The 17009-nt window shown below is 40.5% G+C and carries 21 protein-coding genes and 1 pseudogene; 17 read left to right on the top strand and 5 right to left on the bottom strand.

Annotation, left to right across the window (positions count from 1 at the left end; genetic code table 11):
- Positions 1-100 precede the first annotated feature (100 nt).
- Positions 101-361: a hypothetical protein gene (locus tag AC0YN4_RS18730; RefSeq protein ID WP_475836451.1), complete on the top strand. Its 261-nt coding sequence runs from the start codon at positions 101-103 to the stop codon at positions 359-361.
- A 99-nt stretch (positions 362-460) separates the two neighbouring features.
- Here the strand turns inward: AC0YN4_RS18730 and AC0YN4_RS18725 are convergent, their stop codons facing one another.
- Both AC0YN4_RS18725 and AC0YN4_RS18720 read right to left on the bottom strand, forming a co-directional pair.
- Positions 461-1147 carry an ankyrin repeat domain-containing protein gene (locus tag AC0YN4_RS18725; protein ID WP_475836450.1) on the bottom strand — a complete coding sequence of 229 codons (687 nt, stop codon included), beginning with the start codon at positions 1145-1147 and terminating at the stop codon, positions 461-463.
- Between the two features lie 612 nt (positions 1148-1759).
- A complete protein-coding gene (locus AC0YN4_RS18720) occupies positions 1760-3031 on the bottom strand; it encodes an IS110 family RNA-guided transposase (protein ID WP_475836449.1) in 1272 nt (423 codons plus the stop codon).
- A gap of 305 nt (positions 3032-3336) precedes the next feature.
- On the opposite strand from AC0YN4_RS18720, the gene AC0YN4_RS18715 reads away from it, so the two are divergent.
- Positions 3337-3807: a pentapeptide repeat-containing protein gene (locus AC0YN4_RS18715; RefSeq protein WP_475836448.1), complete on the top strand. Its 471-nt coding sequence runs from the start codon at positions 3337-3339 to the stop codon at positions 3805-3807.
- 324 nt (positions 3808-4131) lie between these two features.
- On the opposite strand, the gene AC0YN4_RS18710 is transcribed toward AC0YN4_RS18715, so the two are convergent.
- The gene (locus AC0YN4_RS18710; protein WP_475836447.1) at positions 4132-5394 is read right to left on the bottom strand and encodes a carboxylate--amine ligase; all 1263 of its coding nucleotides are present in this window, start codon (positions 5392-5394) and stop codon (positions 4132-4134) included.
- Positions 5395-5548: 154 nt separating this feature from the next.
- Between AC0YN4_RS18710 and AC0YN4_RS18705 the strand changes: the two genes are divergently transcribed.
- The 5 genes and pseudogenes from AC0YN4_RS18705 to AC0YN4_RS18685 all read left to right on the top strand — a co-directional run bounded on the left by AC0YN4_RS18705 (position 5549) and on the right by AC0YN4_RS18685 (position 8456).
- The gene (locus AC0YN4_RS18705; protein WP_475836446.1) at positions 5549-6079 is read left to right on the top strand and encodes a hypothetical protein; all 531 of its coding nucleotides are present in this window, start codon (positions 5549-5551) and stop codon (positions 6077-6079) included.
- Between the two features lie 103 nt (positions 6080-6182).
- A complete protein-coding gene (locus AC0YN4_RS18700) occupies positions 6183-7211 on the top strand; it encodes a sialidase family protein (RefSeq protein ID WP_475836445.1) in 1029 nt (342 codons plus the stop codon).
- 12 nt (positions 7212-7223) lie between these two features.
- Entirely contained in the window at positions 7224-7679 is a 456-nt protein-coding gene (locus AC0YN4_RS18695) for a hypothetical protein (RefSeq protein ID WP_475836444.1), read from the top strand.
- A gap of 149 nt (positions 7680-7828) precedes the next feature.
- Positions 7829-8032, top strand: a pseudogene (locus tag AC0YN4_RS18690) (AraC family transcriptional regulator); the annotation flags it as partial.
- Between the two features lie 34 nt (positions 8033-8066).
- Positions 8067-8456 carry a GyrI-like domain-containing protein gene (locus AC0YN4_RS18685; RefSeq protein ID WP_475836443.1) on the top strand — a complete coding sequence of 130 codons (390 nt, stop codon included), beginning with the start codon at positions 8067-8069 and terminating at the stop codon, positions 8454-8456.
- Between the two features lie 272 nt (positions 8457-8728).
- Here the strand turns inward: AC0YN4_RS18685 and AC0YN4_RS18680 are convergent, their stop codons facing one another.
- Positions 8729-9124: a hypothetical protein gene (locus AC0YN4_RS18680; RefSeq protein ID WP_475836442.1), complete on the bottom strand. Its 396-nt coding sequence runs from the start codon at positions 9122-9124 to the stop codon at positions 8729-8731.
- A gap of 513 nt (positions 9125-9637) precedes the next feature.
- Here AC0YN4_RS18680 and AC0YN4_RS18675 point away from each other — a divergent pair.
- From AC0YN4_RS18675 to AC0YN4_RS18645, 7 genes are all read left to right on the top strand, one after another.
- Positions 9638-9934, top strand: a complete 297-nt coding sequence (locus AC0YN4_RS18675) for a DUF5316 domain-containing protein (RefSeq protein WP_475836441.1) — start codon at positions 9638-9640, stop codon at positions 9932-9934.
- Between the two features lie 269 nt (positions 9935-10203).
- Positions 10204-10689: a hypothetical protein gene (locus AC0YN4_RS18670; RefSeq protein WP_475836440.1), complete on the top strand. Its 486-nt coding sequence runs from the start codon at positions 10204-10206 to the stop codon at positions 10687-10689.
- Between the two features lie 140 nt (positions 10690-10829).
- Positions 10830-11246, top strand: a complete 417-nt coding sequence (locus AC0YN4_RS18665; RefSeq protein WP_475836439.1) for an SMI1/KNR4 family protein — start codon at positions 10830-10832, stop codon at positions 11244-11246.
- Positions 11247-11942: 696 nt separating this feature from the next.
- Positions 11943-12290, top strand: coding sequence for a helix-turn-helix domain-containing protein (locus AC0YN4_RS18660; RefSeq protein ID WP_475836438.1), 348 nt, complete (start codon positions 11943-11945; stop codon positions 12288-12290).
- Between the two features lie 171 nt (positions 12291-12461).
- Complete coding sequence (locus tag AC0YN4_RS18655) at positions 12462-12932, top strand: NUDIX hydrolase (RefSeq protein WP_475836437.1); 471 nt, start codon at positions 12462-12464, stop codon at positions 12930-12932.
- 95 nt (positions 12933-13027) lie between these two features.
- Complete coding sequence (locus tag AC0YN4_RS18650; protein ID WP_475836436.1) at positions 13028-13651, top strand: hypothetical protein; 624 nt, start codon at positions 13028-13030, stop codon at positions 13649-13651.
- A gap of 160 nt (positions 13652-13811) precedes the next feature.
- Positions 13812-14342 (top strand): DUF3221 domain-containing protein, encoded by a 531-nt coding sequence (locus AC0YN4_RS18645; protein WP_475836435.1) that lies wholly within the window; start codon positions 13812-13814, stop codon positions 14340-14342.
- A 152-nt stretch (positions 14343-14494) separates the two neighbouring features.
- On the opposite strand, the gene AC0YN4_RS18640 is transcribed toward AC0YN4_RS18645, so the two are convergent.
- A complete protein-coding gene (locus tag AC0YN4_RS18640) occupies positions 14495-15010 on the bottom strand; it encodes a hypothetical protein (RefSeq protein ID WP_475836434.1) in 516 nt (171 codons plus the stop codon).
- Positions 15011-15360: 350 nt separating this feature from the next.
- On the opposite strand from AC0YN4_RS18640, the gene AC0YN4_RS18635 reads away from it, so the two are divergent.
- The 3 genes from AC0YN4_RS18635 (at position 15361) to AC0YN4_RS18625 (ending at position 16827) form a co-directional block, all read left to right on the top strand.
- On the top strand, positions 15361-15768 hold the full coding sequence (locus tag AC0YN4_RS18635; RefSeq protein WP_475836433.1) for a hypothetical protein: 408 nt from the start codon (positions 15361-15363) through the stop codon (positions 15766-15768).
- A gap of 57 nt (positions 15769-15825) precedes the next feature.
- Positions 15826-16164 (top strand): hypothetical protein, encoded by a 339-nt coding sequence (locus AC0YN4_RS18630; protein WP_475836432.1) that lies wholly within the window; start codon positions 15826-15828, stop codon positions 16162-16164.
- 153 nt (positions 16165-16317) lie between these two features.
- Positions 16318-16827, top strand: coding sequence for a hypothetical protein (locus AC0YN4_RS18625; RefSeq protein WP_475836431.1), 510 nt, complete (start codon positions 16318-16320; stop codon positions 16825-16827).
- Positions 16828-17009 lie beyond the last annotated feature (182 nt).

The following is a 17009-nucleotide window of genomic DNA, read 5'->3' as shown; positions in this document are numbered from 1 at the left end:
TTCTCAGCTGCCGTTGCTCATTGAAATAACGGGCAGGATTGCGTGGTGTATGCTCCGAATTACTGATGAGGGAAAATTCCATACTTAAGCGGAGGGCGTTATGAAGTTTGAATATGAACTAACAGGTATTGGTTGGGCTGATGGTTGCATTGAAATCAACTCATCTACCGCTCACTTCGCAGCAAGCTATATAACGGATGCTCTTTACGACATGTTGAAAGCAGTCAGTTCACTTGTTCCAGAAGTAAGCCCATATCCTGTCTCAATGGCGCAGTTTGAATGGAATGAGGAGCCCGGTGGAACTTTGTGGACATTAAGGAAGATTAATGTTAATTCCTTACGTGTACAAATTAAGTCTTAAAAGGGGGCTAATTTTGACTTTCCAATGGATAATTATCTGAAATTAAAAGGTTTCACAGCGAAAAATGATTAAGCGTTGCTTAACTGTGAAAGGATCGATTTAATGCGCTTCAAATAGACGCAGCACTTTAGTCCGGTTATTCTTCTCCGCCCAGGTTTTCGGTGAAATTCCAAGCAAGTTCGCTTGATTGCAATCTGCCCCGAAGCGCAGTAGCCACTCAATTTGCTCCACTTTATATTTACGCTGCAATGCGAGTTGAAGGGCCGTATTGCCATCCGAATCGGCAAAGTTAACATTCGAACCGTTGTTTAAGAACCATTCCGCGATCTCGAATCGCTTCCAATTAAACGCGGATAGAAATGCTTCATCCTCAATTTCTGCTCCATGTGTTTTAAAGCGACTAGCCGCTCTGACATCGTCATACCATGCGATCGCAAACATGCAGCCATTGGGGTTGGCGCCTTCATTCAGCAGATAGGTGTAAAGCTTCTCGTTTCTGCCGCGCGTGTACGCGTACCAGAGCGGGGTAGCGTTGAAGAAGCCGCACTTGTCATCCGGAATTCGTTGGACGCTGTTTAGGTCCATGCCGCTTGATAGGAGCAGCTTGACAATTTGAAGACTCGCATCCACTTTCCGCGGATCATCTGAAATATCCAGCCCGCATATATAATGGAGCGCGTTTTTGCCATCTTCCTCCGACCATTGCAGCCACTTTGACTCCTTTTGAAGCAGCTCTTCGATGACCTTGACATCTAATGCTTTCACTGCGCGAATGTATTTGTTCATGTCCGCTATAGCTCCTTTACTGGATACATGCTGTTCCTACCTATCTACATACATTCACGGTTTAATCTCATAATCCTTTTTTGAGAAAGTCTGAACCCTCCTTGCATGATATCCAAATCGCATTTCCATCTCTTATAACATTTATCCTATAATAGTATGGAAAGATGGAGTATATGATGGAAAATACTATCATGGAAGAATCCAAAAATAATTGTGCCATGTTAAACTCCCTCGGTACGATTTAGTTTTCTCACGAATGCTCGCTTATTCGCAGGATCTCACCCTTGCCAGAAATACAGAAAGATAGTAAGAGAACCACAGTTATAGACCAGAACAACATGAAGGCGTGTCGAAACAGAGGGGGAGGTTGTAGCCCCCATATCCTTCCATATACTGCACGCATTCTCCACGCCGCCCCTGGAGGTTTTCACTCCCATGTCTCAACGGGTCGATGCCCTCTCATTCCTTCGTTACGCCTGTCCAAGGGGTGGAGGCCGGTCTTGCTAACGGTACGGGTCGGTGCCCTTTGGTTTAATGTATCCGGTACCCCGTGCTTTCTTTGAAATCCCGCGAATAAGCCAAAACTCGTGCAACGAAACGGGAAGATGTTGGTTAAGCCGCTAGCTGAATGGGCATCGTTTTATGAGGATTGTAGGCTTCGCGGCTGCGAGCCATTCCAACGAGTATGCGAGCAAGTTTTCCACATAGCTTCATAATAGACCTCATTTTCTTCAACTTCTTCACCTGCACGTTGTGAGCATGCATAGCTTGAAACTCCGGGTTGTTCATCACCAAACTCATGGTCATTATGAAGATAAACCGTCGGAGACGAGAGCGTCCTCGTTTGCTAATTTTCATCTGTCCGGTCCATTTGCCTGAGCTAGCTTCTGCAAGATTGAGGCCAGCATGACGCAGCAGGGCATTGCCGTGAACAAACCCACTTAAATCCCCTGCCTCACCAAGAATACCAGCTAATGAAATGGCGCTGATCCCTTTGACAGCAAGCATGGATTTTGCAAAAGGAATGCGATCTAGAACGGCAATGATCTCTGCCTCAACCGTTTTTAGCTGCTGGCAAGCAAGGTCGTACTCATCGAGCAGTTGCTTTAAGTGAAGCTTGTAAGCATGCGTGGCTTGTTTAGATCCAACAGAACGACAAGCAAGTGAGATAAGCACTCGAGCCTTCCGCTCACCAGAATGCCGTTTCATAAGGGTTTTCCAGCCAGCAATGACGTCTTGAGGTTGCAGCTTACTCAATTCTTCGGGCGTTGGGAAAAGACGTAGAGTAGCTAACGAACCGGTGCACATTAAGATCTTGAAAACTTGCCGCAGCTCTGGGAAAACAACATCGACCCAGCGATGAATTTGGTTTTTAGCGCTAACAAGTCTCGTTACGACAGAGTCGCGGTTGGAGAGATAGACACGTAGCTCTTCAAAGGCCTCAGGGGTGTTACGGACGAAAGAGTAGTAGCCGTTTTTGACCATGTCCGCAATGACGAGCGCATCCTTTTTGTCGCTCTTGGACGGCGTATTGTCGCGGTTTTCCTTATTCTTTTTTACAAGATGAGGATTGACGAGAACGACTTCAAATTGACGCTCGGAGAGCCAGTTGGAGACGTTCAACCAGTAATGGCCGGTTGGTTCCATACCAACAATGGCAGCAGTTAGGCTATGAGCGGCTTGTAGCAAGTGGATCCACTGAAGCAGGTTTTGAAAGCCTTCTTCATCGTTCGAGAAGGACAGGGGATGACCAAGTGCAATTCCTCGAAAGTTAACAGCCCGTGCCACATGTGTTTGCTGAGCGATGTCGATACCGACGACCAGATGGTGAGCGGTAATTTTTTCAATGAGTTGATTTTGTTTGTCCTGCGATTTAAACTTCATAGTAGAGCGTCCTCCTGGATGATGGGATTTAAAGGGCTATGACCCGTTGCGTACTCCCATCGTACCGAGGCGCTTTTCTTTTTACAAAGACGAAATTAATCCATCTACAGGAATGCTAACGGGACACGATAGTTATATAAACGACCAGGAAGAAGTTGCCGGCACTGATCGGCAGCTTCTTTACGCTTTTCATTGAAGTAACGGGCAGAAGAGTGTGGTAGATCCTCTATTTAATGGAATTTAAAGGTAATCTTATAGTAGCGTCGAATACTTTTTTAATATCAAATATTTGGAGGTTGAGAAAGATGGAATTAAAGGTTGAGCGTTTAAATTTTGAAATGGCTGATATTTCAGGGTCTCGATTTGAAAATGTAAAAGCAGAGGAACTAAATTTTAATAATGTCAATTTGGCAAGAACGCAAATTAATAATGTAAATATGAGTGGAATGACTTTAAATGATGTTAATATGTCTGGATTTAAAATTTCGGACGCTAATTTGAGCAATCTTGAAATTTATGAAGCTCAAATGGGCGGAGCCTATATACATAACATTGGTATCCCTAAAGAAGGAGATCCCCACTACAATCCAAAAACCGCTGGTCAGCCAATAAGATTTGAGAATTGTGAACTAAGAGGTAGCCAGATTTCAAACTGTGACCTTAGCAATGTAGAGATATTGGATTGCGAATTAAAAGGTATGAGAATAAACGGGATACTGGTTGAAGAACTTATAAAAAATTATCAAGCAAGCAAACAAAAGACTAATTTAGAATAGGCTGCCTACATTATGCCTTAAGTCTTTCGGTCAATTCTTTGGAATTATGAATTACGCTAACAGGCACGATAGTTCAACGACATGAGGGCTGCCATTGTTGGCGGTCCTCGTTACATTTACGGGCAGTTTAGCGCAACAAACTCAATCGTATTTGCGTATCATTTCATTTTATATGGGAATAAGTGGTATAAACAGATTTGGAAAAAGGTAAAAAAATCTACTAACGAGAACAATAGTTCAATTAAGACACGAAGGCAGCCGATCGGATATGATCGGCTGCCTTCGCTCAACTACCATGAAAGAACGAATTAACGCACAAACACGTTATTTGTCTTGCAAATTTGCAAATGAGGCGTGTTCTTTATCGAAATAATAGCGTCGATAATTGCTGACGTGACCGAAAAAATAGCGAGTGACGCTGATAAATCGCTTCACATTCAGATCTTTCTTGTACCAAATCGAACGAATCACATTCTTCTGTTTATAATGCTGATCGATCTCAGCCGATAACGCCGGATCGGTGATGTAACGCCTTAATACCATTTTCGGAACATTCGTCCACAGCGCAGAAGCTTGTCCGTACACGCAATCGGTTTCTTTGCCGTAAACGACTTGGTCCACGAGCGCTGCAATCATGTTCAAACCTGCTGCCCGGACAAACAAACTACTTCTACCTAATCGCGGGTTGATTTCAAACATCATGTATTTGCCCGTCCTGTTGTCGAACTTCATGTCGATATTGGAAAAACCGACATAACCGATGTTTTCCAAGAATGCCTTAATTTTGGCATAAATATCCTTATCGAAGCGGCTAATAATAGCGGCATAGTTACCGAGTGTTTTCGGTGCATACTCTTCGAGTACGGGCTGGCCGAGACACATCATTTTTACGGTTCCATGATCATCGGAGTAGCTGTTGATTACACGCATCGCACTGTCGCCGCCGGGGATAAACTCTTGGATGATCAATTTCCCGTTATAATCGGATCTATTCATATTGCGAATCATTGCTAAATAGTCTTCTCGCTTGTCAAAAAAGAAGACCTTCTTCTTACCTTCAAAGTGACAATGAAGGTATTCATAAGCATTGCTATTCTCGGGCTTTACTACGATCGGAAATTGAAAATCCATGCGCTCTAACGCGTTTTCACGCTCGTTCGGTTCGCAAACGACTGTCTTAGGGTAGTCTAAACCGAATCGTTCGCACAAGGCATAGAACTTGTCTTTGGTATCGAGCGTTTCCAGCAGCTTGTCCGATAAGAAGTGATTCGCAATCAGACCTTTGAACTTGTCATAATGTCGCGATAACATACCCGCATAATAATCTGAACAAGGAATAACGATCAATTTCTTATTTGGTTCAGCATGCTTCTCCAAGATGGACAACAAAGCGTTGGGGAATACGTCCTCTTGGTCGAAGTGGTCGATTTGGACGAGTTCGAACAAATTGCTGTGCATGGTTGGAATCAACAGCCGCGTACAGAGTAGGAGCGGTTTTACCTTGTAGGTTTCGTGGATAAGTCTGACATTACCGTAGGCGTTCTCATCGCTGCCAAGTATGATGGGTAGAAAATTGGGCTGGTTCATAAGTTCTCCTCGTTTAACAAATTCTTGGTTCATTGTTCTTATTATAGCTTAATTGAGTCTAAACGTCTGAGAAGGTCAGACGAAAAGGATTTCCCAATTTACTTGCGGGAGGTTACGCTAGTGGGAGATATCATCAAGGGGCAGGAGGTTGTCAATGGCAACAAGGGTTTCAATTCTTTTAAAAGAAGAAGGACACGAACTAGAGGTTTGGGAAGGTGCAGGTTCGGAGTTCCAACATTATGTCAACGACCATCGGATAACGGTTCGTCCTGGTTACAATTCGAACAACGCTATTATCGAATTTCATTGTGGCGTAATTGATCTCACTGTGAATTTAAGCCTTCTTGATTTGTCTCAGGAAAACTCACCAATGTTGGCTTCGATTAACCAAAGTGTCGTGGAAGATACAACTGCTGATGAATTTGACTGGTGGGATACGATTCCACCATTCGGGGTGGTAGAACTATACGGTATCGTAATAGATCGTGGAAATGAAACGACCGATGGTGAGATTAAGGCGTTTTTCACGTTACTCTATCATTTCATCCGAAAGCATTTCCCCGTATTTGTATTTCGAGAAAGTGAGATATTATCCATTCGTTCCTATATTAGCGATTGGTTCAATGAAACAAAGACTTTTATTCATGAAGAAGAAAGAGGATATCGAGTGAAGTTTTCACACTAAAAAGCCGTCCGAAAACGATCCTCTTACAAATATCGCAGATAAGATGGGATCTCCGTGAAATAAGGAGCATTACAATATAACTATGATGGAGTGTGAGTAGAACGTGGAGAAACTGAAACTGATAAGTACCGAGAAGGAATATATTTTTGGCGAAGGGCAGCCTTTTCAAAGCAGCCATGCCTCGACGGTTGCAGTACTGCCGAATGGTAATGTGGTTGCAGCATGGTTTGCCGGCAAGCACGAGAAATCCAGCGATGTGGCAATTTGGATGTCCACACGTATTGGAGGTAGCTGGGCAGTTCCGTATAAGGCGGCAGATGAGGAGGGGATTGCCCATTGGAACCCTGTATTATTTGTTCAGGGAGACACTTTAGTTTTGTTCTATAAGGTCGGCCATGAAATCACGGATTGGTATACGCGAGTCACCTATTCTGAAGATGCCGGGCGAACTTGGACGGAGCCGCGCGAATTAGTTCCAGGGGATGTTGGGGGGCGTGGGCCTGTGAGAAATAAACCAATTGCATTGAAGGATGGAACGATATTGGCCCCGTCATCGGTGGAGCGGCACGATCCTTCTGCTGCAGGAAAACAGATCTGGGAAGCATTTGTTGATATATCGCGTGACAATGGGCTAACTTGGACAAAGAGCGAGCTTGTGCCCATGAATTTAGATAAATATGTAGGCGCAAACCATTGGTTCGCAAAAGGTCTCATTCAGCCAACCCTATGGTCTTCAGGCGGAGAACGAGTGCATATGCTTCTTCGCAGCACGGAAGGCATGATATTCCGCAGCGACTCGCGTGATAATGGGCAGACTTGGTGCCAAGCATACCCAACCTCGCTACCGAATAACAATAGCGGAGTTGATGTGACCTTGATGGACAATGGCAAGTTAGCACTTATTTTTAATCCGGTTACGGGATATGCAACGGATAGCCCTCGTACACCGCTAGTGGTTCGATTTTCGAGCGATAACGGCCTTACTTGGGGCGACGAGGTAGTGTTAGAGAACGAACCGGGTGAATACTCCTATCCGGCAATAGTATCCAAAGATAATGAACTATATCTTACCTATACGTGGAAGCGGGATCGGATCGCATTTTGGAAAATGACGTTAGATGTCAACAAATAGGAGGCATGGTTAATGAAGCCTATTAAACTCCTTTTCGTCTTTATCAGTGTCATAACAGGTATTTTCTCATTTACAGAAGGAGCAATGGCTACTAGCTATCCAAGTGCTGTTGCTTGGAATAATTACCTATACGGACTCTCCACAGAGGAAGTTGATAGTAAAAACATTGGCAATCAGATTGGAAGAATCGAGCGTCTAAGGACACCTATGCCAAAGAAGAACGGAGAATCTAATGACAAGCCCGTCGGAAGCCTGTTGTTTGAAATTAATGGGGTAGATACACATGATGTAATCGCAGTTAAAGTAGATGATAAATATTACAAGGCATCCCCAAATGGACCACTTCCTGTTACAACCAAGGATACCATTGCAGCAAGTAAGGTTATAAAAATGTCAGTTATTAGTTTTTTGGGTGTTTTTTTAACATTGATCATCGTATGGAGAAGAAAAAGAAGACGCATTAGTTAGTTCATTCCGTTAACGGGACACGATACTGGGATCAGTTCAGGAAACAGGGTTTCTGTTTTCGGATGATTACCACCTGATATTATCCTGCACGGAAAGTCAGGCGACATAAACTACCGGATGATATGCTTCTTACGAAAGGAGGGATTGCCGTGGAGTGGCTAGAGCGAATGAATCGAGCTGTCAGCTATATTGAAGACAACTTAGACCAAGATATTGATTACGACCAAATTGCTAAAATCGCCTTATGTTCGGTTTACCAATTTCAACGCATGTTTTCATTTGTACTTGATGTCCCATTGTCCGAATATATCAGGCGCAGAAGGCTGACGCTTGCTGCATTTGATTTAAAGAACAGAAAGAACACTGTGACGGAGCAAAAATGGTGAGTTGGACCGTTTATCCCAGTCGGTAAGTGGGGATTGGAGAGTCGAATGCAGTCTCAGCAAGGAACTTGGAGCTGTCTTTGCATTTGATTCTTATAAATTTACAAACAATACGACGTTCCCTTATCTGATCGGGTGTTACAAAGCGGTCGATAGCAAGGTGAATGGATATACAGTTGTTGATGTTCCACCATCTACATGGGCAGTATTTTCAACATTACATGATGGGAATGGCAGCGGAAAGTTTGATTTGCGGTCTTTGAAGAATCGGATATTTTCGGAATGGCTGCAAACATCAACATTTACGATTTTAGATGGCGGCAACTTCGAGATGTATGGTACAAGCGCAGATGGCTACGAATATTGTGAACTATGGTATAGGGTCGAGGGATAGAATGGAAAAAGCGGCTGCCGACATGACCGGTCACCGCGTTTTCTTATCTCGAAGATGTCACAAGGACCATTTCAGCATGGTTCTTTAAACTACCATGAAAGAACGAATTAACTTTCATGCTCTGTGGTCAGTAGAAGAGATGCATGAATGGCTAACGGGTACGTTAGTACAAAGATTAAGGCACGCAAGGGCCGTGGAAAGTATCCACAGCCCTTTTTCGTGAGAAATTACAATATTGTTAATCTGAACTTTGCGCGGAACTTTTTATCTTTTCACCGGTAATCGTGTTGCACGTCTTCCCCGGTCTTCCATGGAATATAGACGAGCACGGCATCGTCCGAAACGAATTCCAGATGAACAGCTCCAGTCTGACCAGGGATTTGCTTTTCAAACCCAAATTGGCTGCCTAGCCATTTATACTTTTCACTGTATGCAGCACGAAAATCTGATTTCTCTTTCGGAAACTTAAACCATAGCGTATCTGCGATGCCAGGCTTTAAATCTCCAACATCGGCGCCTTTTCGAACAAGGTGTTGATAGAATTCATTCGTATTCGGAACGTGAAAATGAAGTTTGCCTTTGCCGGCGCTATTGACATCCAGCTTAATCCAGCATATTCGCCCAGGTGCGATTTCAACTGTAGCAAAATTCGGGTTGTAAGCTAACACTTTAAATCCGAGGCATTTGCAATACCACGGCAACGCCTTGAACTAGATTCTCGTTTTTAGATGAAAAATCCTGCATTTTCTTATTTGAAACTTTTTCGAGCTACGAAACGCCTTCTGAAGACAATATTCGTCACGTCAAAAAGATTACCGAATTTGGCTTATGTTGCGTTACGGGCACGATAGCTCAATAAATGTAACACGAATGAAATCCAATCTTTAGCTCAGCTTTATGAAATGCGTCTATAATAAATCTTGACCCCCCTTTATTATATATAGCTTAGACCCGTAGCCCGTTGCTGCGGGTCTCTTTTTAGATTGAAGTAACGGGCAGGATAGTAAAAATTGGGACACGATAGCTCAATAAACACAAGATGCGGCAGCGGGCATAATGGCTGTTATTTTCTCATAATACAAAGTGAATTTTTTCCAAGATGCTGAAAACGAAACCTAACTCCCTACATTCCGTACAAGTTATACATTACTGGGAAAGCCTTTAATGGAGGTGTGCAAGTCTTGAAATTAGCTAAGTACTCATTTTTATCCGGTTTGCTGATTTCATTAGTTCTATTTATTCTGACGTTCTTTATAAATAATGATGTAATTCAGCGAATTTCTGGTTACAGTGGTTTAGCCCTAATAGCTTTCACAGTTATTTTAAGTGGAGCGATGATATCTGGAGACCGTCAAAGAGCTAATGACAGCAGTGAGGATTCAAAGGAAAAAAAACAGAGAGAAAATGCGGCTATGGCTTGTTTTCTAGCAGCAATCCCGATTTTACTACTTTGGGGGTATCTGGAATATTATTTTTAAACTATAGAGGAACGATAGCTAAACGAACAAGGAGCAGTTTGCCAGCGGCAGATGCTCCTTGTTTCTTTGAAGTAACGGGGCAGTTTAGCTTAAAAACAGGACGAAATTCCCTTTGGCATCCTAATTCTAATTGGTAAAATTGATGCATGTAACAACGGCATTATGCTAACGAGTGGAAATATTAGACAAAGGTTGTGTTGGTTTAAATGGGCAAGGGAAAGCGAAATGTATTTATACTAATTAGCATATGCATTGTAATAATTAGTTCTATGTATTTGATTAACATCCCCAAGAAAACAAAGCCTGTTGGCTCAACACTAACAGAACAGGAATTAATGGATGATTTAAAAATTGTGGCAAACCAAATTGTAAAAGTTTACGGGTCAGTTAGTGTTTCAAATATTGATGAAATATCTGATTTGGTTGATAAAAGTGATTTAGTAAATAAAAGTGGAAAAGTCATTTATTTAGAATCGAAAACACGAAACAACTCCAAGTTAAATCATGTGTATGCTGCTATGGGAATGTTACTCTATATGGATAAAAGGAACTTGCCCATTGATGTTGCCGGCGTAGTTATTCTTACTTCGCGAAAAATTATGATCGATGGAACTTGGAAAATCACCATTACATCAGATGAGTTCGAAGAGTTGTATAATACTTTAAAAGATAAAAACCTCCAAGATAAAGAACTTATAGATCAATTGGCAAAGGACTGGATAAAAAAACACAACTACAAAGGGTGGTTAAAGTAATAGGTTATCAACTTCAGAATGACGAGTTCTCCTTACTTATAGTAGTAGATAAGCATTACGACGCTAACGGGGCAGTTTAGCTGAATCAAGACATTCCTTATAACTAAAATAATGTATCATTAAAGCAGGAGGTGTTGTTTTTGTTTGAGGATAAATTAAAGGAACTTGTAGATACAAAAAGTGTCCACAAGCTAAATGGGGCATCCCTAGGTATTGTAAAAGAGATAGAAAATCAATTAAATGTAGTGTTGCCTGATAGTTATAAATGGTTGATAAAGGAATACGGTTCCGTTGGTTTTGAAGGATTTGATATTGATGGAATAGGATTAAACAATGTCTTAATATGTGTACAGAACACTGATAATTGGAAGAATTTCGATATCCCACATGGTTATGTAGTTATTTATGAACCAGGAGCCGACTGGATTTATTGTTTAGATACGACCCAAATGAAAAACGGGGAATGCCCTGTTGTCGCTTGGTATCAAGGTCAGAGTAAAGGTGAAATGGAAGCCGAGAATCTGTATCAGTTTATTTTAAACTACATTGAAGCTTAGACCTTGTCATTACGCTAACGGGCACGATAGTTCAACAAGCATGAAGAAACGGCAGCCGGCATGGCTGTCGTTTTCTCAACTAACTGGCAGGATAGTTGTATACCTCCATATGAATTAGGAACAATACGTATAAGAAATTTGTGGAGGTAACGTTGGTGAATATACTGAAGGTACGTCTGATTTCAATCATAATTGTCACTGTGGTTTCGCTTGGTTGTACCGACTCAGAAATGGTTGTAGTTAGCGCGTCCTGCGCCGGAAACCATACATGACCCTTTTGTTGAACCCCAGGCGAACATTAATTTAATGAATGAAGTCTTCTTGTTTGAGCTTAGTTCGAGAATAAATAAAGCGGTAAATGAGAAGTTCGGAGAAGTCCATTCTGAATCATACGAGATAAATGGAATTAGAGCAGATGGACATGGAGGTTTTGATGTAAGGATTTATGGACGGATACATCATGGGTCAGTATTTGACGACGTAAACATATACTTTGACACTCCGCACTTCAACAGTGGCTTAGTTTTTTCTAGAATAGATATCGTACACAAAAGTGAATGAATGAGAATAAAAGTGGGCTGCCGGCATGAACGGTAGCCTTCTGTTATGCTAACGGGCAGGATACTTCCAATTATGTTAAAATTAAGTATGCTTACATATCGTAATTAGTTGATTTATATTTGGAGGGAATTTTAGTTGAAGAATATTAATTTGAGCAATGTTATCTGTTCCGTGTTTTTAGGAATAGCTTTCATCACAGGTTGCCTTATCATCAGCGGAAATCAATCATCATCAAGCAAAACGATTGAAAAGCATAACTCAGATAACCCCCTTATGACACTCAAAGAAACTGCGGATTATCTAAATATATCTGAGTCTCAAGTAAGGGGAATTATTAGTTCTGAAGAAACAATCCTCAAAACATCTGGAACATATTCGGGAAAGATGTTTCCCATTATCAAAATCGGTAACGATATATTTGTAAGTAGTGTTGGTTTAAATGATTGGATTTCAGAATCATCACAACAGAGAATTCAGTATTGAATGGATTCAAATTGAAACAATCGTTAAACTAACGGGCACGATAGTTTAATAAATACTATGATGAAGCTGTCGGCAAGTTCGGCGGCTTTATCACGTTAACGGGCAGGTTTGCTTAAGTGTATGGCGAAATCTTCTTATCAGGGAAAAGCCTTACTAAGAGGGGGAAACAATTTGTCAGGTAATCCAAACTATATTCAATATATCCGTGAGAGAGTTGGACAAGATTTAATTTTTTTGAATTTTTCTGGAGCGATAATCTATAATCAAAACAATGAGATACTGCTACAAAAAAGAGGAGATAGAAATGCTTGGGGATTTCCAGGAGGAGCGATGGAACTTGGAGAATCTGCGAAAGAAACAGCAATCCGTGAAGTGTTTGAAGAAACTGGCCTTAAGGTAGAAGTTGAGCATCTCATAGGTGCATATACTAAATACTTTGATGAATATCCTAACGGTGACAAGGCTCAGACAATCTCATTCTTTTTTCAATGTAAAGCCGTTGAAGGAGAGCCCAAAACGGATGGAAATGAAACTTTAGAGTTGGCTTACTTTCCAGTAACAAATTTACCACCTCTGTTTGTAAAACAGCATCAAGACGCAGCTGAGGATTTTTTAGCTCGTAGGAAGGGATGTATTAGATAAAGTAATTGATTAAACTAACGGAAACGATAGTTCAACATAGACATAATAGAAACCGACAGATAGAGCGGCAGCTTTTCATAAAGGGGTTTAGACATATGGAACAGTTCATTGACGAGGATTGGTACGGCAGCTATTTTGAATTAGCCATTCAATTTAAAAACAAGTTAAGTGATGATTTGCTAAGAGACTGTATTCACGGATTATGGTCAAATGATCACCTGTTTGGCCCTTGTATTGAGAAAGAGAATGTGGGTAAAGGATCTATCGATTTCGGCTTAGTTTCAAGTGAAGTTTTCTCGAATTATCTGTACGGTATTTTAACATTGCCTGACTCAACACTGCTCGGATGCTTGTCATTAACTGTAAGAGAGGAAGAGGGATCTGATTGGCTGGACTTTTGCATCCCTTCAGGAATATTAGAAAAGAAGTATTCTGTTACGTATCCACTTATCCCCGAGACAAATTTATTTCTGCAAGAACTCGAAACGGTGTTTTCTGAGATCGCGAAGACAGTTTATTCAATATCTCCATTTGATATGGCGTTGATCGGAGAAGAGGTTTCTGGCATGCTCTATGTCGATTCTCTTACTAAAGATTACGTGTTAAAAGGGGGAGTAATCATACCAGAAAAAACCGCAGCTAAAGTGGGAGCTTTGAATGCGGGTATTCGAATAAGTTCGGATTTGCTTCTATACCCAAACAAAACAAACTGTTTCTGAGCAGGCATAACATTGGATTAACGATACGATGGCACAACGTAGAATAGGTTGCTGAACAATCGGCAACCTATTAAGCTAACGGGCAGGATAATTTAATTATGAACCGGTAAAAATATCCTTAAAAACGGACGAAGAGTCCATGCTTAGGGAGTTCTATAAAATGAAAAATATTGTTGCTGTTTTCCTATCAATATTAATAGTTATTCCGATTTGTCATGCAACTGAGCTGCCCTCAATTTCACATGTTGAATTAAATCCTGGATTTGTTGGTTATGTTACGAAGATTGAAAATCAAAGTGCCTTAGTCGTTAAGCCTTTTAGTAGAAAAATAAATGAAACAAGAAAAGAGTTCTATGATGCAATATGGGTTACGAATATGCCCCCAAATATAGAGGTTGGACAAAATGTCCATGTTTGGTTTGAGGGGTTAATAGCGGCTTCTTACCCAGGTCAGGGAAAGGCGTTGAAGGTCACGATTTCCGAAATACAAAAACCTGTAAAAGCAATACTTACTCAAGACGAAGTAATACGTAAAGCCCTCATGAATAAGGACATTGAACATATAAACATCCTCGTAATTAAAGAAGTGAAATATGATGAAAAATCAGCAATGTGGACTATTCGATACAAAAGCTCAGTCATTACGGATGGTGTACTAGAAGAGCATACTATACCAATACCTGATAAATAATTTCGTTTAACTAACGGATACTTTAGTTTAATACAGACCACAAAAGGCAACCGACATTTACCGGTTAACTATATTTGACAAAGAAAATTATAGCGGAAATTATTAAAAAGCTTGGCGAAATCTCCAAGCTTTTTAATATCAATATGTCAAAACTATTGTTTCTTCCATTCCGCCGCGAGCTTGTCATAAAAAATCAACACGGAATTTAAATCATTCATTTTATGCGGTAACTCAAGCTTAGAAGTTACTCGACTTAATTTTAAAATAATGTCCTTATCTTCGGCAGTTAAATTCCCTTTTTTGGCGCTAATCTTCATAACATCCATGTACCAATCAGTGAAATCGAAATAGAAATCATTTAGTTTTTGACTGGATGAACCAGGTATTAAGTAGAAGAAATCTTGCAAGGTTTTATTCGCATCGGTTAGACTTTGGTAAGTGAATATTAATGAATTACTGTGCAGCAAGTTCGGTTCGATCCATTGATTTTGTTTATTAATTGTTTCAAAACTTGCTCCTGTATTCATTATATATTGTGCGGTGGTATATGCCATTGTTGCTACGTGCACCCTGATTTTCTTTTGTTCTTCACGTAACTGAAAGTTCTGCCATACCGCAAAACTAATAATTAAGACGAGCGAAATGATAAAAACGTATCGTTTATTCAACTTTCCTTAGCCTACTTTCTTCGGATGGTGAGAGTGGTTATTCTAATGCAGTGTTATTTTAATTATATGACTACTTGGCTAATACCAACAGCTGATAATTTTGGGAAGAATGTAATTTGGGTTTTAAAAATAAAACTGCTGACGTGAATTATTACGCTAACGGTACTATAGTTAAACGAACAAGGAGCAGTTTGCCAGAGGCAGCTGCTCCTTGTTTTATTGAAGTAACGGGCAGGATAGCGCAACTTCTCTAACAGCATTTCGTCTAATGATAGGGAAATATTGAATAAATTGAAAAAATTCAAAAGGAGATTGATGAATTGTTGCGCACTTTGAAAATATTTGTATTCATGGTTATGATTTCGTCTGTTGCAATTACTTCGGGGTGCCGTGCGGACGAAAACCCGCCAGTGAAGAGCTCATCTATCTCACTCGATGAGCAGTCAACAACACAATTTCATTGGTCATTATCTAAAACTCCTGACCACTGGAAGGTTTCGGTAACTCCAAATAGTAAAATGAATGAATATAAAATTGATTTTGATTATTTAGGAGAATCAGCAGCAATAAGTCCATCAATTACTCTTAAGGGTAGTCTCACTGTTTCTACAAGCACGATTCAGCCACATTCTAAAGGGTTTACACTTAGCAATGTTCACTTCGAAGATAAAAAAATCACTCATGAATACATCCTTAAATGGGTACAAGACAATAAGGATTACCAAGAAACCGCAATAGTTAATATTACAATCCAATGAGTTGTTTAAGCTAACGAGGAACGATAGTGATATTTATGGTGATTTACGGGGGGAACGATGAAAAAAAGAAATCGAAAAAAATATCACAAGTCTTATATTGCGACGATGAAGTATGAAGTAGAGTTTAATACAGCATTGAAAGGAGTCAGTTTCGGATTTGAAATAGGAGAATCAACTATCATCAGTCGAAAAAACCTTGATGTAGTTAGGGATTATGGACTTTGGAATGGGATTTCTGGATATAACTTAGTTTTTATTGTCAAAAAGATTGCCACTGAAGCTTGGGTACCTGATTCCGTTAGACAAGATTTTGTCACGGTATGTATTTATTCTATGGAGTTTCCATCAATAAAACGAGTCCTTACTTACTATCATTCAACTAATGAGGAACGATAGCTAAACGAACAAGGAGCAGTTTGCCAGCGGCAGCTGCTCCTTGTTTTATTGAAGTAACGGGCAGGAATGTGGAAATAGTTGCATGTGTTCGATTATTGCTCAACCTGCTAAATTAGACATACTTGGGGAATTTGGGAGATGTGATGTATCAGCATGAGAAGTACAAAGATTGTTATTGGAATATTACTTTTGTCACTCGTCTTTAACATTTATCAATGGAAAACGATAAAGTCGAATAAACAAACAGAGCAATCCTCTTTGAGCAGGAATATGGGGATTCTAGGCTCTAATTTCATACAGGCAAGGTCTTCTATTGAGGATATCCTGACTGGTTATTACAGGGGATTTCACATTGGACGAGCCTATGCTGTCCTTAGGGACGCTAGCTTTAGAGCAGATGAGATGTATGCTCATTATAAAAATGAGAATAAGGTTCGGGGTTGGTATTATATTGGTCATAGTATGGACAACGCATCTAACAAAATGGGGAAATTAATCATCAAAGCAAAATTGGACGAGAATGATGTTGTTCAACTAAATGACATCAAACAAATGCTGGATGTGTATATCGAAATGATGCAAAAAAGCAATGCGAATACTGGCTACATTGACGACCAATCTCTTCTTGAAGCTGAAAAAGCCGCAGATCAATTTAATAAGTAGTGAGCTTATATATTGAACTAACGGGCACGATAGCTCAATAAATGTAACACGAATGAAATCCAATCTTTAGCTCAGCTTTATGAAATGCGTCTATAATAAATCTTGACCCCCCTTTATTATATATAGCTTAGACCCGTAGCCCATTGCTGCGGGTCTCTTTTTAGATTGAAGTAACGGGGCAG

It is taken from the genome of Paenibacillus sp. J22R3 (genome assembly GCF_056269305.1).
Note: the sequence above shows the minus strand (reverse complement) of the source record. Positions and strands in the feature narration are given on the sequence as shown.

Excerpts from the sequence above, each read along its gene's own strand:
- AC0YN4_RS18730 (WP_475836451.1), top strand. The coding sequence starts at position 101 with ATGAAGTTTGAATATGAACTAACAGGTATTGGTTGGGCTGATGGTTGC.
- AC0YN4_RS18725 (WP_475836450.1), bottom strand. The coding sequence starts at position 1,147 with ATGAACAAATACATTCGCGCAGTGAAAGCATTAGATGTCAAGGTCATC.
- AC0YN4_RS18720 (WP_475836449.1), bottom strand. The coding sequence starts at position 3,031 with ATGAAGTTTAAATCGCAGGACAAACAAAATCAACTCATTGAAAAAATT.
- AC0YN4_RS18715 (WP_475836448.1), top strand. The coding sequence starts at position 3,337 with ATGGAATTAAAGGTTGAGCGTTTAAATTTTGAAATGGCTGATATTTCA.
- AC0YN4_RS18710 (WP_475836447.1), bottom strand. The coding sequence starts at position 5,394 with ATGAACCAGCCCAATTTTCTACCCATCATACTTGGCAGCGATGAGAAC.
- AC0YN4_RS18705 (WP_475836446.1), top strand. The coding sequence starts at position 5,549 with ATGGCAACAAGGGTTTCAATTCTTTTAAAAGAAGAAGGACACGAACTA.
- AC0YN4_RS18695 (WP_475836444.1), top strand. The coding sequence starts at position 7,224 with ATGAAGCCTATTAAACTCCTTTTCGTCTTTATCAGTGTCATAACAGGT.
- AC0YN4_RS18670 (WP_475836440.1), top strand. The coding sequence starts at position 10,204 with ATGTATTTGATTAACATCCCCAAGAAAACAAAGCCTGTTGGCTCAACA.
- AC0YN4_RS18650 (WP_475836436.1), top strand. The coding sequence starts at position 13,028 with ATGGAACAGTTCATTGACGAGGATTGGTACGGCAGCTATTTTGAATTA.
- AC0YN4_RS18645 (WP_475836435.1), top strand. The coding sequence starts at position 13,812 with ATGAAAAATATTGTTGCTGTTTTCCTATCAATATTAATAGTTATTCCG.
- AC0YN4_RS18635 (WP_475836433.1), top strand. The coding sequence starts at position 15,361 with ATGGTTATGATTTCGTCTGTTGCAATTACTTCGGGGTGCCGTGCGGAC.
- AC0YN4_RS18630 (WP_475836432.1), top strand. The coding sequence starts at position 15,826 with ATGAAAAAAAGAAATCGAAAAAAATATCACAAGTCTTATATTGCGACG.
- AC0YN4_RS18625 (WP_475836431.1), top strand. The coding sequence starts at position 16,318 with ATGAGAAGTACAAAGATTGTTATTGGAATATTACTTTTGTCACTCGTC.